Origin of the sequence: Enterobacter cloacae complex sp. IR5450 (assembly GCF_049238665.1) — a bacterium.
Lineage (GTDB): Bacteria > Pseudomonadota > Gammaproteobacteria > Enterobacterales > Enterobacteriaceae > Enterobacter > Enterobacter hormaechei_C.
In genome coordinates, this window is sequence record NZ_JBMKIC010000001.1 from 212072 (window position 1) to 225934 (window position 13863).

Annotated in this window: 13 protein-coding genes; 7 read left to right on the forward strand and 6 right to left on the reverse strand. The window is 56.6% G+C overall.

Features of this window, described 5'->3' with window-relative positions; translation table 11 throughout:
• Positions 1 to 12: 12 nt before the first annotated feature.
• Together trpR and sltY are read right to left on the reverse strand one after the other, a co-directional pair.
• Entirely contained in the window at positions 13 to 342 is a 330-nt protein-coding gene (gene trpR / locus ACOTYB_RS00935) for a trp operon repressor (RefSeq protein ID WP_409248716.1), read from the reverse strand.
• Between the two features lie 55 nt (positions 343 to 397).
• A complete protein-coding gene (gene sltY, locus ACOTYB_RS00940) occupies positions 398 to 2335 on the reverse strand; it encodes a murein transglycosylase (protein ID WP_220153552.1) in 1938 nt (645 codons plus the stop codon).
• Between the two features lie 226 nt (positions 2336 to 2561).
• Here sltY and ettA point away from each other — a divergent pair, with 226 nt between their 5' ends.
• Complete coding sequence (gene ettA, locus ACOTYB_RS00945) at positions 2562 to 4229, forward strand: energy-dependent translational throttle protein EttA (RefSeq protein ID WP_003856515.1); 1668 nt, start codon at positions 2562 to 2564, stop codon at positions 4227 to 4229.
• Between the two features lie 91 nt (positions 4230 to 4320).
• On the opposite strand, the gene ACOTYB_RS00950 is transcribed toward ettA, so the two are convergent.
• On the reverse strand, positions 4321 to 5220 hold the full coding sequence (locus ACOTYB_RS00950) for a LysR family transcriptional regulator (protein WP_022650376.1): 900 nt from the start codon (positions 5218 to 5220) through the stop codon (positions 4321 to 4323).
• Between the two features lie 108 nt (positions 5221 to 5328).
• Here ACOTYB_RS00950 and ACOTYB_RS00955 point away from each other — a divergent pair, with 108 nt between their 5' ends.
• Positions 5329 to 6330: a zinc-binding alcohol dehydrogenase family protein gene (locus ACOTYB_RS00955; protein WP_022650375.1), complete on the forward strand. Its 1002-nt coding sequence runs from the start codon at positions 5329 to 5331 to the stop codon at positions 6328 to 6330.
• Positions 6331 to 6427: 97 nt separating this feature from the next.
• On the opposite strand, the gene nadR is transcribed toward ACOTYB_RS00955, so the two are convergent.
• The 3 genes from nadR to serB are packed head-to-tail and all read right to left on the reverse strand — an operon-like array spanning position 6428 to position 10061.
• Positions 6428 to 7660, reverse strand: a complete 1233-nt coding sequence (nadR, locus tag ACOTYB_RS00960; protein WP_003856522.1) for a multifunctional transcriptional regulator/nicotinamide-nucleotide adenylyltransferase/ribosylnicotinamide kinase NadR — start codon at positions 7658 to 7660, stop codon at positions 6428 to 6430.
• A gap of 35 nt (positions 7661 to 7695) precedes the next feature.
• The gene (gene radA / locus ACOTYB_RS00965; protein WP_003856523.1) at positions 7696 to 9081 is read right to left on the reverse strand and encodes a DNA repair protein RadA; all 1386 of its coding nucleotides are present in this window, start codon (positions 9079 to 9081) and stop codon (positions 7696 to 7698) included.
• Between the two features lie 11 nt (positions 9082 to 9092).
• Positions 9093 to 10061 carry a phosphoserine phosphatase gene (gene serB, locus ACOTYB_RS00970; RefSeq protein WP_003856524.1) on the reverse strand — a complete coding sequence of 323 codons (969 nt, stop codon included), beginning with the start codon at positions 10059 to 10061 and terminating at the stop codon, positions 9093 to 9095.
• A gap of 117 nt (positions 10062 to 10178) precedes the next feature.
• Here serB and ACOTYB_RS00975 point away from each other — a divergent pair, with 117 nt between their 5' ends.
• The 5 genes from ACOTYB_RS00975 (at position 10179) to ACOTYB_RS00995 (ending at position 13861) form a co-directional block, all read left to right on the forward strand.
• Positions 10179 to 10823: a YtjB family periplasmic protein gene (locus ACOTYB_RS00975; protein WP_003856526.1), complete on the forward strand. Its 645-nt coding sequence runs from the start codon at positions 10179 to 10181 to the stop codon at positions 10821 to 10823.
• A gap of 39 nt (positions 10824 to 10862) precedes the next feature.
• Positions 10863 to 11879, forward strand: a complete 1017-nt coding sequence (lplA, locus tag ACOTYB_RS00980; protein WP_003856527.1) for a lipoate--protein ligase LplA — start codon at positions 10863 to 10865, stop codon at positions 11877 to 11879.
• Between the two features lie 237 nt (positions 11880 to 12116).
• Positions 12117 to 12803: a DUF1120 domain-containing protein gene (locus ACOTYB_RS00985; RefSeq protein WP_022650372.1), complete on the forward strand. Its 687-nt coding sequence runs from the start codon at positions 12117 to 12119 to the stop codon at positions 12801 to 12803.
• 57 nt (positions 12804 to 12860) lie between these two features.
• Entirely contained in the window at positions 12861 to 13550 is a 690-nt protein-coding gene (locus ACOTYB_RS00990; RefSeq protein WP_220153551.1) for a DUF1120 domain-containing protein, read from the forward strand.
• A gap of 77 nt (positions 13551 to 13627) precedes the next feature.
• Positions 13628 to 13861 (forward strand): hypothetical protein, encoded by a 234-nt coding sequence (locus ACOTYB_RS00995; protein WP_220153550.1) that lies wholly within the window; start codon positions 13628 to 13630, stop codon positions 13859 to 13861.
• The last annotated feature ends 2 nt before the right edge of the window (positions 13862 to 13863 follow it).

The window sequence follows — 13863 nt, forward strand, 5'->3', positions numbered from 1 at the left end:
AAGGCGAAGCCGTCATCCGGCGTTTTTCAGCAATACCGCTTCCAGCCACTGACGCAGTTCAACCGGCGCCGACTTCAGGCTGTTTGAACCACGGGTAATGGTCGCGATGCCCGCGCCCAGCTCGTTTTTCAGCTCGCGCTGGCTCATTTCGCCGCGCAGCAGTTCCTCAATAATGCGTACCCGCGTGCCCAGCGCTTCGCGTTCATCGGGCGTCAGCATCAGCTGTAGCAACGGTAAATGCAGATCTTTGTCGTAAGACTGGCGGAGCAACTCCACAAAACGAAGCCACTCCTGATGACGCTGTTCGGCCATGGCCGAGGAATACGGGGAATGCTGGATCATGTTATGCTGCCTCTTGTACTCATTAGCGAGTACAGCATAACACAACCCGCGCCGATCAGTAACGTCTCTGCCACTCGGCATCGCTCATCAGGGTATCTTTCTGCCCCATGAAGTAGCGATAGTAGGCGTCATAGGCCAGCACGTTCTTCACATAGCCGCGCGTTTCCGAGAACGGAATGCTCTCGACAAACGCCACGGCGTCGATACGCCCTGCGCTGTTACCAAGCCATGTCCGCACGCGGCCTGGCCCGGCGTTGTACGCCGCTGACGCGAAGATACGGTTATTACCGAACTGCTGATAGACGTACTGCAAGTAGCTGGTACCGATGTTGATGTTGGTCTCCGGATCCAGCAGCTGGGACGGGCTGCTGTAGCCTGGAATATTAAACATCTTCACCGTGTGCGTCGCGGTGCCCGGCATAATCTGCATCAGGCCGCTGGCACCCACTGGTGAACGCACTTTCGGGTTCCAGGCGCTCTCCTGACGGGCAATGGCCATCGCGTAGCTTTGCGGAATATCTTTGCCGCTGGTGTAGCGATCGAACAGATCCTTATAAGCCAGCGGGAAACGCTCTTCGAGATGATCCCACAGTTTGCCGGCGATCGTCGCCTGCACGCTCAGATCCCACCAGCGATTATCAAACGCATAGCGGGCAAGCTGCGCTTTCTCTTCAGTGGTACGGCTGGTGACCAGATTCGCCCATTCGCTGCGCGCGGTATTATCCAGATTCCAGTACATCAGCTCGCGCACGCGCGCCATTTCCGGCCCCTGCGTCAGCGCCGGGTTCGCGTTGGCTGGCGCTTTGTCAATCTTCAGGGTGTACTCCTCGCCCAGACGCTGCGCCGCCGCCATCGGGTAGAATCCGCGCTGCTGCATCAGGGAGTGGAGGATCTCTTTGGCTTCATCGTCACGACCACGCTCCAGCAGCAGGTCTGCCTGCCAGTAACGCCATTCATCTTTCTCTTTGGCATCCATCGGCAGACGCGCCAGCCAGGTATTGAGGCCACGACGATCGCCCGTTCCCAGCGCCATGCGCACGCGACGCTCCACCAGCGAGACAGAGTTTGAACGCATCACCGCATCATCACGCCAGCGCGCCTGTTCGTCGGTGACATCTGTTCCCATCAGTCGCCATGCCACGATATCGCGCAGCTCCTGAGTTTGATCGTCATTAAGCTGCTGGGCATGCTCCAGCTGCGGGATCATCAGCCTGGCGTTTTCCACATCATCACGCGCCACGCTGGCAAAGGCCACCGCCGCCATCTGGCGGGTAAAATCGGTCGCGCCGGTGGTACGCGCAAACGTCAGCACGGTATTGGGATCGTTTGCAAGACTGATAACGGCAGACGCAATGGTCTGATAATCTGCGGGCATCTGGCCCGCCAGTACGGTGACCAGCCGGGTGTTTCCGGCCTTCATCGCCAGGCGAATACGTTCCAGGTAAGAGAGCGGATCCTGCTTGCCCGAGGCGCGCCAGGCGCTGAACAGCGGGTCACAGGCGTTTGGCTGGCTTTTGCCCGTCAACCACAGCTCTTTCGCACCGACCCAGGCTTCCTCCTGCTGACCGGTCGCCCATTTCGCATAATAGTAATTACACTGCGCTTCCGTCGCGCCCGGCTTGTCCGGGCTGAAGGCCAGCAGGCCGCGCCAGTCTTCGCGACGGGCAAGCTCGTTCACGAACCGGGACTTCAGGGTGCGCGCAGGCGGCAGGGTCGGGTTCGCCTGAATGAAGTTATTCACGGTGACGGTCGGCTGGTTCATCAGATCGTCCGTGATCTGGCGATACTCCAGATACGGATACAGCGGATAATCCTTGAGCGTCGGCATCAGCGCCTGCACGGTATCCATCTGCTTGTTGTCCCATGCCTGTTTAATCTGGGCATAGCGGTTACGTTGTTCATCCAGTGAATCGGCATGCACCGCCTGGCTTACCGCCATTACGCATACGCTGGCAGCCAGCAGACGCCAGACCACCCGTTTGGCTTTTTCCACAAGCTCTTCCTCATTGTTTTTCGTCAGTTGCAGCGTCTTGCCACGTCAAAGTTACATCAACTTATGCTAACCAGGCATCCCACAACGCGCCACGTCATGGACACTTTTTTACCTTTCTTGCGCGTTTTAACACTCCCGACGTTCCTGGCTGGGATTAGGGCGTGAAAAAGGCTACACTTCGAGGCTGAAATTCATTCTCATCACGATAAAAGAGGCGAAGTCCAACGTGGCTCAATTCGTTTATACCATGCATCGTGTCGGCAAAGTTGTCCCGCCGAAACGTCATATTCTTAAAAATATCTCGCTGAGCTTCTTCCCGGGCGCAAAAATCGGTGTTCTGGGTCTCAACGGTGCCGGTAAGTCCACCCTGCTGCGCATCATGGCCGGCATCGATACAGACATCGAAGGTGAAGCCCGTCCGCAGCCTGGCATTAAGATCGGCTACCTGCCGCAGGAACCTCAGCTGAACCCGGAGCACACCGTGCGTGAATCCGTTGAAGAAGCGGTATCCGAGGTGGTTAACGCCCTGAAAGGTCTGGATGAAGTGTATGCCAAATACGCCGAGCCGGATGCGGACTTCGACAAACTGGCCGCTCAGCAGGGCAAATATGAGGAAATTATCCAGGCGCACGATGGTCACAACCTGAACGTGCAGCTGGAGCGCGCGGCTGATGCCCTGCGTCTGCCAGACTGGGATGCGAAAATCGCAAACCTGTCCGGTGGTGAACGCCGCCGTGTGGCGCTGTGCCGCCTGCTGCTGGAAAAACCAGACATGCTGCTGCTCGACGAACCGACCAACCACCTGGATGCCGAATCCGTGGCGTGGCTGGAGCGCTTCCTGCATGACTTCGAAGGCACCGTGGTAGCGATTACCCACGACCGTTACTTCCTCGACAACGTTGCGGGCTGGATCCTGGAGCTGGACCGCGGCGAAGGTATTCCGTGGGAAGGCAACTACTCCTCCTGGCTGGAGCAGAAAGACCAGCGTCTGGCGCAGGAAGCGTCTCAGGAAGCCGCCCGCCGTAAGTCTATTGAGAAAGAGCTGGAGTGGGTGCGTCAGGGCGCGAAAGGCCGTCAGTCTAAGGGCAAAGCCCGTCTGGCACGCTTCGAAGAGCTGAACAACACCGAATACCAGAAACGTAACGAAACCAACGAACTGTTTATTCCACCTGGAGCTCGTCTGGGGGATAAAGTGGTTGAAGTGACTAACCTGCGTAAGTCCTACGGCGACCGCGTGCTGATCGACGATCTGACCTTCTCCGTTCCGAAAGGCGCTATCGTCGGCATCATCGGTCCGAACGGCGCGGGTAAATCCACCCTGTTCCGCATGATGTCTGGTCAGGAACAGCCTGACAGCGGCTCTATCACCCTGGGTGAGACCGTGAAGCTGGCCTCCGTTGACCAGTTCCGCGACGCGATGGACAACAGCAAAACCGTGTGGGAAGAAGTCTCCGGCGGTCTGGATATCATGCGTATCGGCAACACCGAGATGCCAAGCCGCGCCTATGTTGGCCGCTTTAACTTCAAGGGCACCGACCAGGGCAAACGCGTGGGCGAGCTGTCCGGCGGTGAGCGCGGTCGTCTGCACCTGGCAAAACTGCTCCAGGTTGGCGGCAACGTTCTGCTGCTCGATGAACCCACCAACGACCTGGACATCGAAACCCTGCGCGCGCTGGAAAACGCCCTGCTGGAGTTCCCGGGCTGCGCGATGGTTATCTCGCACGACCGCTGGTTCCTGGACCGTATCGCGACCCACATCCTGGACTACCAGGACGAAGGTAAGGTGGAGTTCTTCGAAGGTAACTTCACCGAATACGAAGAGTACAAGAAACGCACGCTGGGCGCAGACGCGCTGGAGCCGAAGCGTATTAAGTACAAGCGTATTGCGAAATAAAAGCAAAACGGCAACTTCGGTTGCCGTTTTTTATGTTTGTTCCCTCTCCCCATGGGAGAGGGCCAGGGTGAGGGCATCAGGCCGCACAAAATCACCCGCCCACGTAATACCGCTTCACCTCATCAAACTGCATCGCAAAGTCGATATAGCTCATCAGCGCAGGCGAATTGAGCTTACGGCTCGGGTAGGCCAGCCAGAGATCGTTTCCCTCAACGCTCCACGCCGACAGCACCTTCACCAGCGCGCCCTTTTCGATCTTATCTTCCAGCAGGAATGCGGGTAACAGCGTGATCCCCGCCCCGGCAATGGCGCATTCCCTGGCGTACACCAGATTATCCGTCATATGAGCGTTATCCGGCAGGTAGCGGTAATCCTCATTCTCGCTTCGCAGAAGCCACTCCGACCATGCCCGGTGCGTAATGCAGCGATGCTCCACCAGCTGTCGGGGATGAATTAACGGCTCCCGGCGTGCCAGGTAGTCGGGCGAGGCCAGCATGTAGCGCGGACAGTGCCCAATCATGCGGCCAATCAGGGAAGAATCCTGCGGTTTGCCGGTGCGCAGCGCCACGTCAAAGCCAGACTCGACCAGATCCACCACGTCGTCTGAGATCGACACATCCAGTGACACGTCCGGATAGCGAAGCTGGAACTCGGCATTCATATGCGCCAGCAGCGTCGCGCCAATTCCTGCCGGACAGGTGATCCGCAGCCGCCCGCTGGGGTTTTCTCGCAGCCGCTGAATGGCATACTCCGCGCGCTCGCTGGCCGCCAGCATCTCGCGACAGTGCACCAGATAGTGCTCGCCCGCAAACGTCAGGCTTATTCTGCGCGTCGTGCGATTCAACAGACGGATCCCCACCTGCTGCTCCAGCTGGCTAATGCGCTGGCTGACGCTGGATTTTGGCAGTTCCGCCTTCTGCGCCGCCGCGGTAAAGCTGCCCATCTCGGCCACCAGCGCAAACAGTGCCATATCCTGAAGCTGTTTAAACATGATTGTTCACTCTGTACGAACGCTGAGTTCTGGATTGTCCATCTTATCATGCGGCTGACCACTTAATAGACTAGCCTCAACAAAACGAATGCCATTGAGGAGCACACCATGTCAGTGAAAGCCATTGCCGTTAACCCAGAAAATCCCTCCACCTTCGTTGAAATCACCCCGCCGATGCCGCAGCCCGGCGAACACGATCTGCTGGTGGAGGTGAAAGCCGTCTCCGTAAACCCGGTGGACACCAAGGTACATGCAGGCATTGCTAAAAGCGGGCTGAAGGAGCCGCGCATTCTCGGGTGGGATGCCAGCGGGATCGTAAAAGCCGTTGGGGCTGGCGTCACCGGATTCAAACCGGGTGACGAAGTGTGGTACGCGGGGGATATCACCCGACCGGGCAGCAATACCACACATCAGCTGATCGATGCGCGCATTGTCGGGCACAAGCCTGCGAGCCTTGACTGGGCCGCCGCGGCTGCACTGCCGCTGACGGCGCTCACCGCGTGGGAAGGCCTGTTTGAACGGCTGAAGATTCAGGATGCCGACGCAGATAAAACGCTGCTGATTATTGGCGGCGCGGGCGGGGTGGGATCGCTGGCGATCCCGTTTGCGAAGCACAACAGCAAGGTAAAGGTGATCGCAACGGCGTCCCGTGAAGATTCCGCCCGGTGGTGCCGCGATCGCGGTGCAGATGTGGTGGTGAACTACCGCGATCTGAAAGGCGAACTGGCGAAGCACGGGCTGACCTTTGTGGATTACATTTTCATCCTCAACGACACCGACGGGCACTGGGATGCGGTCAGCGACCTGATTGCACCGCAGGGGCATATCTGTTCCATCGTTGAGAATGAACATCCGCTGAACCAGGACAAGCTGAAGTCCAAATCCGCCGCGCTGCACTGGGAATTTATGTACACCCGCAGCATGTATCAGACGGCGGATATGGCGCGTCAGGGAGAGATCCTGGACGAAGTCGCGAAGCTGGTGGATAACGGCGTAGTGGAAAGTTCGCTCAGCGAAACGCTGCACGGGCTAAGCGTGGAAAGCATTACCGAAGCGCACCGCAAGGTGCTGGAGGGGCATATGCGTGGGAAGGTGGTGGTTGAGTATTGAGTGGACTGATTCCCTTACCCTGGCCCTCTCCTAAAGGGAGAGGGTGATTAAAGTCCCCTCTCCCTTTGGGAGAGGGTTAGGGTGAGGGGTAAATCTTTTACCCCTGCTCCCCCATCATCTCCTTCACCAGCTCGACGCAGCGCAGGAAACGGGTGTCGTAGTCCGACTCTTCCACATGGACAAACTCAACGTTGTTCTCGTTAAGCATCTCTACCAGCATGGTCTGGAACTCACGCCTGTCCACGGAGCTGCCCAGGCTGCGCATGCCGTCGGCCACCCATGGGGTGTTGTTTTCCAGCAGGATCACCAGGTCAAAGCGGTATTCGTCAATCAGCGCCTGCACAAACGGGTGCTCGCGCCCCTCGTACTTTTTGCAGAACGCCTGCGTGGTGACGAAATCGGTATCAATAAAGGCGACTTTATTGGCGTATTTCACCGCGAAATCAATGTACTGGGCATGACCGAGCGCGATTTTATCGTAGTCGGAATACTGCAACGCCATCTCGTCGCCGCCAAGGTGTGAAAAGACATAATCGCGGCCATACTCCCACGCGCTGGTGGTGTTGAAGATGTTCGCCAGCTTATTGACCAGCGTCGATTTCCCGCTCGACTCGCCGCCGAGGATCGCCACCGTACGCACGAAGAACGGCTTCACCTCGGTCGGGATGTAGTCCCAGTAACGGAACGGGTTCTCGCGAATCTGCGCCCCGCTGATGTTCATGAAGGTGCGTTTAGGATCGATCAGCACCGTCTCGATGCCCAGATGCTCGCGGAACTGCGGCGCGTCGGACTCTTCAGAGGTGTAGATCCAGTTAGGCGCAATGCCCTTCTCTTCCATAAACGCTTTGATGCCGTTGCTCCACACGTCCCAGCCGTGCGGATACGGCTCCATGCCCTCTTCGTTAAAGGCATGAATACGAATATTTTTCTGATATTTAAAGGTCTGAAGCAGCCAGCGCAGGCGGTCCGGCACGGTGGGCTGCTGCGACATGGCGCTGTCTTCAAACAGCTGGCGATCGCGGGTTTCATCATAACCCATGATGATATGCAGCTCGTCGACCTGGCTACAGGCGCGCTGGATCAGATAGATATGCCCGGTATGCAGCGGGTAGAACTTACCGAACACCACGCCAATGTTCTTTTGCATCCGCGGAAATTCAAGCCCCAGAAAACGGTGCAGCGCTTCCAGCTTCTGCGCGCTGGGGCTTTTGATTTTGGCGTTCAGCAGTTGGCTCAGGTAGCCCTTGGTCATGCCGCTGGCGTCCGCCACCTGCTGCAACGTGCAGCCCTTCTGGCGGATAGCGGTCTTGATGTAGTCAAATGATGACATAAATTACGGTGCCTCCTGCAAAATCGAATACGTAATTATAAGTCGTCAAAGACATTTAACGCATCTGCGAGTTTTTTAACGCCAAAAACCTGCATCCCTTCCGGAATTTTTTTCGGCACGTTGGCGGCCGGAACAATCGCGCGGCGGAAGCCATGTTTTGCCGCTTCGGAGATACGCTCCTGACCGCTCGGCACCGGGCGGATCTCGCCGGCCAGCCCTACCTCACCAAATACCACCAGATCCTGCGGCAACGGTCTGTCGCGCAGGCTGGAGACCATTGCCAACAGCAGCGCCAGGTCCGCGCTGGTTTCCGTAACCTTCACCCCACCAACCACATTGACGAACACATCCTGATCCGCCATTTGCAGACCGCCGTGACGGTGCAGCACCGCCAGCAGGATCGCCAGACGGTTCTGTTCCAGACCGACCGCCACGCGCCGCGGGTTGCCCATCATTGAGTGATCCACCAGCGCCTGAATTTCAACCAGCAGCGGACGCGTTCCTTCCCACAGCACCATCACCGAACTCCCGGACGTGATCTCGTCGCCACGGCTCAGGAAGATGGCCGACGGGTTGCTGACTTCGCGAAGCCCCTGCTCGGTCATGGCAAACACGCCAAGTTCATTCACCGCGCCGAAGCGGTTTTTATGGCTGCGCAGGGTACGAAAACGGGAATCCGCATCGCCATCGAGCATTACCGAGCAGTCGATACAGTGTTCAAGCACTTTCGGTCCCGCCAGCGAGCCGTCTTTGGTCACATGACCAACCATCACAATCGCCACGCCGCGCGTTTTGGCAAAGCGCGTCAGGTAGGCCGCGGTTTCACGCACCTGCGCCACGCTTCCCGGTGACGACTGAATGTCAGCCATATGCATCACCTGAATGGAGTCGATCACCATCAGCTTCGGCTGCTCTTCTTCGGCGATCATGCAGATCTGCTCGATGCTGGTTTCCGACAGCATATTCAGATTGCCGGTCGGCAGGCCGAGGCGGTGCGCGCGCATCGCCACCTGCTGGAGTGATTCTTCCCCCGTGACGTACAGGGTTTTCATCTGTTCGGCGAGCTTGCAGAGCGTTTGCAGCAGCAGGGTCGATTTACCCGCGCCCGGGTTACCGCCGATGAGTATAGCGCTGCCCGGCACTACGCCACCGCCGAGCACGCGGTCAAATTCTTTGAATCCGGTTGAGAAGCGCGGCAGCGCCTCAAGACTGATATCCGAAAGTTTTTGTACCTTCGACACGCCTGCATTGCCCGCATAGCCGCTCAGCCGTTCATTGCGGGCCACGCTCGGCGAAGCCGCCACACCACGCACTTCGGTGATGGTGTTCCAGGCATGACAGGCGCTGCATTGCCCCTGCCAGCGCGGATAATCCGCACCACATTCATTACAGACAAATGCGCGTTTTGGAGCTTTCGCCACGGTTTACCTCGTTATTTTTGATTAATGCTGCCGGAGAGAATACAGAACACCCCCATCAGATCAGCATGACGGATAGTGACTTCCGTCTTTTCATTCACTTTCGGTTTGGCATGGTAGGCAATACCCAGCCCGGCAACTTTGATCATCGGCAGATCGTTCGCGCCATCGCCGATGGCGACGGTCTGCTCGACCGGAATGGCATATTTCTCTGCCAGACGCGTCAGCGTATTGGCTTTGTACTGCGCATCCACGATGTCGCCGATGACCTGTCCGGTGAGTTTGCCGTCCATGATCTCCAGCTCGTTTGCCACCACGGTGGTCAGACGCAGCTTGTCACGCAGGTAGTCGGCAAAGAAGGTGAACCCGCCGGAGGCAATCGCCACTTTCCAGCCGAGCGTCTCCAGCTTGAGTACCAGCTGCGTAAGCCCAGGCATCAGGGGCAGTTCATCGCGCACCTGACGCAAAATGTTAGCATCGGCCCCCTTCAGGGTCGCCACGCGCTGTCTCAGGCTGGCGGTGAAATCCAGCTCGCCGCGCATCGCGCGCTCGGTGACTTCCGCCACCAGCTCTCCGCTGCCCGCCAGTTTAGCAATCTCGTCAATACACTCGATCTGAATGGCGGTGGAGTCCATGTCCATTACCAGCAGGCCGGGCGTTTTCAGGTGCGGAATTTTGCCGAGGGGAGCAACGTCCAGCCCGGCGTCGTGCGCCAGACGCGTGGCGCGCTGCGTCAGGGAACCCGCCAGGCGAATGACCTGATAATCTTCCACACACCAGGCCGCAACGATGACCATCGCTGCGCCCAGTTTGGTTTGATACTGGGTGAGGCGTTGCTTATCCAGGCCGCGTCCGTACAGCAGCCAGCCGCTACGGCCAGCGTGGTAATCGAGAGGCATCACCTCATCGCCACTTAAAGAGAGCGGCAATCCTGGCCATAAAGAGACATCCGTTGGCAGGTCGCACCAGGTAATGTTCGGCATTGAAGCTCCTGTAATTTCGTTCGCGCCGGAAGGTTCCAGAGGGAAAATAACGCATGAGGCTACCCTGTAACCATCACTTCTGGCAACATTAAGCCGTAAATTTTAAGCAGGTGGAATATGGCTCGCGCAAAACTGAAATTCCGGCTTCATCGCGCCGTGATTGTCCTGATCTGTCTCGCACTATTAGTGGCGCTGATGCAGGGGGCATCCTGGTTTAGCCAGAATCACCAACGACAGCGTAACCCGCAGTTTGAGGAGCTGGCCCGGACGCTGGCGCGCCAGGTGACGCTCAACGTTGCGCCGTCTATGCGCACCGAAACGCCGGATGATAAGCGAATAGCCCTGGTATTGCGCCAGCTTACGGAAAACAGCCGCATTCTGGATGCGGGCGTGTACGATGAACAGGGCGACCTGATTGCCCGCGCGGGTGAGCATGTCGACGTGCGCGACAGGCTGGCGCTGGATGGCAAAAAAGCCGGTGGTTATTTCAACCAACAAATCGTCGAACCCATTCAGGGCAAAAATGGTCCGCTCGGCTATTTACGTCTGACACTCGACACCCACACCCTGCCAACCGAAGCCAAACAGGTAGATAACACCACCAATATTTTGCGCCTGATGCTGCTGCTCTCACTGGCGATTGGCGTGGTACTGGCACGTACGTTGCTCCAGGGCAAGCGCACCCGCTGGCAGCAGTCGCCGTTCCTGTTAACCGCCAGCAAGTCGGTTCCCGAAGAGGAAGAGAGCGAGAAGAAAGAATAGTGATAAAGTAGGCGGATGATTCGGAAAAGGAACTCTGCCATGTCGACGTTACGCCTGCTAATCTCTGACTCTTACGATCCCTGGTTTAACCTGGCGGTAGAAGAGTGCATCTTCCGCCAGATGCCTGCCACCCAGCGCGTCCTGTTTCTCTGGCGCAACGCTGATACGGTCGTTATTGGCCGCGCGCAAAATCCGTGGAAAGAGTGTAACACCCGCCGTATGGAAGAGGACAACGTCCGCCTGGCGCGCCGCAGCAGCGGCGGCGGTGCGGTATTCCACGATCTGGGCAATACCTGCTTTACCTTTATGGCGGGCAAGCCGGAATACGACAAAACCATCTCGACCTCCATTGTGCTTAATGCGCTCAATTCGCTCGGCGTGACGGCTGAAGCCTCGGGACGTAACGATCTGGTGGTCAAAACGCCCGATGGCGACCGCAAGGTATCCGGCTCTGCCTATCGCGAAACGATGGATCGGGGATTCCACCACGGCACATTATTGCTGAATGCCGATCTGAGCCGTCTGGCTAACTACCTTAATCCAGATAAGAAAAAGTTACAGGCTAAGGGTATTACCTCCGTGCGCGGGCGCGTGGCGAATCTGGTGGAACTGCTGCCCGGGATTACTCATGAGCAGATTTGCGATGCGATCCGTGAAGCCTTCTTCGAACATTACGGTGAGCGGGTAGAAGCTGAAGTGATCTCCCCTGACAAAACACCGGACCTGCCCAACTTCGCGGAAACCTTTGCGCGCCAGAGCAGCTGGGAGTGGAACTTCGGCCAGGCACCGGCCTTTTCACACCTGCTGGACGAACGGTTTACCTGGGGCGGCGTGGAACTGCACTTTGACGTGGAGATGGGCCATATTACCCGCACGCAGGTCTTTACGGATAGTCTCAATCCTGCACCGCTGGAGGCGCTGGCCGCACGTTTACAGGGCTGTCTGTACCATGCAGACAGTCTGCAACAGGCGTGCGAAGCGCTGTGGGTGGATTTCCCGGACCACGAGCGGGAGCTACGGGATCTCTCCCAATGGATCGCTGGCGCGGTGCGTTAATAAAAACAAATAAGGGAAGTGAATACGCTTCCCTTATTCCTGAAAATTAACACACGTATATAAATAAACAGGGAACATACACAAAATATATATTTATAGCTTATATATTAAGGGGAATTACATTCAAAAATTAACACTCCTTAATGTAAAGTTAACTTTTCCTCTAGAATAATAGACAGCAAGAAATAGTTTTCTATTTCTTCTCCACACGTCTGTTTCGAACGTTAAGGATTAACGATGAAAAAAATCATTATTGCAACCGCTGTTGCAATGACCCTCTCTGCGACTGCACATGCCGACTCTACTGCGGTATTAAAATTAAAAGGCGTATTAACCAACAACGCCTGTACCCCAACGCTGAGCGATGGCGCTGTCGTTGATTTCGGCACTAAATATATCAGCTCGCTCTCCGCAACGGCAGATAACCAGCTGGGTTATAAAGATATTTCTCTGACTATCAACTGCTCTGCCGCAACGAAAGTAGCGTGGTCCATTACCGATGATCACGCAGATTCAATGAAGAAAATGACCATCGATAACGCCACTTTCGCGGGCGATCAGGCATGGAGTTCAACTAACCAGTACGGCGTAGGTAAAACGGCTGGCGGCGTCAATATCGGCGCTTACTCCGTGGGTATGAATTCGAATGTAACCGTAGATGGAAACGTCAAAGCATTAGGTTATTCTGCGATAGCAGATGATCCAATGTGGTTACTTGCGAATACGGGTTCGCAGCTCGTCACTCATAGTGACGGTTCTATCCAGTATAGCGCACTAAATAGCAGTGATCGGACGTTGGTTCCCTTTATGAATGCCGTATTCCCGCTGCGCGTTGCGCTGGCGGTGCAGAAAACTGACACCCTGGCAATTACCGACGATACCCCGATCGACGGCCAGGCCACCATCACTTTGCATTATCTGTAACTGGCTCATTTCGCTTGTGAACTGAGCGTGATGGCCTGCATTTGTTAAGGAACAACAATGAAAAAGATTTTAGTTGCCACTGCCGTTGCGCTGGCCCTCTCCGCGACTGCCGCTAACGCCGCCTCTACCGCCGTACTGAAAGTGACCGGTTTACTCTCCGTTGCCGCCTGCACCCCGCAGTTAAGCTGCGGCGGCGAGGTGGATTATGGTCTTATCCACCTGGCGGATCTCTCCGCGACCAGCGTTAACCAGTTGGGTCAGAAAGATATCTCCCTGACCATCACCTGCCCGGTAGCCACTAAAGCTGGCTGGACCATCAGCGATGACCGCGCAGACACCCATCCGGGTGCTTCTGTGATCACCATTAACACCGCAGACGCGGCGGGCGGCAACGTTTCCGACACCACCCAGTCCTACGGCGTGGGCAAAACCGCGGGCGGCGTGAAAATTGGCGCTTACTCCATCTTTGCTGATGTGGCGAACGTCACCGCCGACGGCGTGAAATCAGACGTTATCTCCGGTACCGTGGACAGCCCGTCCTGGCAGAAAACCGCTACCGGTATCATCAAAAACGCCAACATGGAAATGATGACCGTGGCCGCTTCCGGCACCACTGCGCCGCTGCCTTTCACGACCGCAGTATTTCCGCTGAAAACCTCCCTGGCGATTCAGAATACCGCGGCCCTCGCGATTACCGATGATACCAACCTGGATGGTCAGGCCACGATTACCGTTAAATATCTCTGATTATCAACCCGATAAAGTGTGAACTATGCCTCCTCTTAACAGAGGAGGTATTTTGTCAGGTTAAAGGATTAATCTTGATGTCAGTTGAAACCACGATCGCTCAGTGCGCCATTGCCGCACCGTTATTATTCTCTACTCTCTTTGCTCAGGCGTATGCCGCCGGAATGGTGCCAGAAACCACGCTGCTGGTTATTGAAGAGTCGACTCACAGCGGCACCATGAACGTAAAAAATACCGACACCTTCCCGGCCCTGATCTATACCATCATTGTCGATCTTCCTGACGATACAGGCGTGACGTTAAACGCGTGACC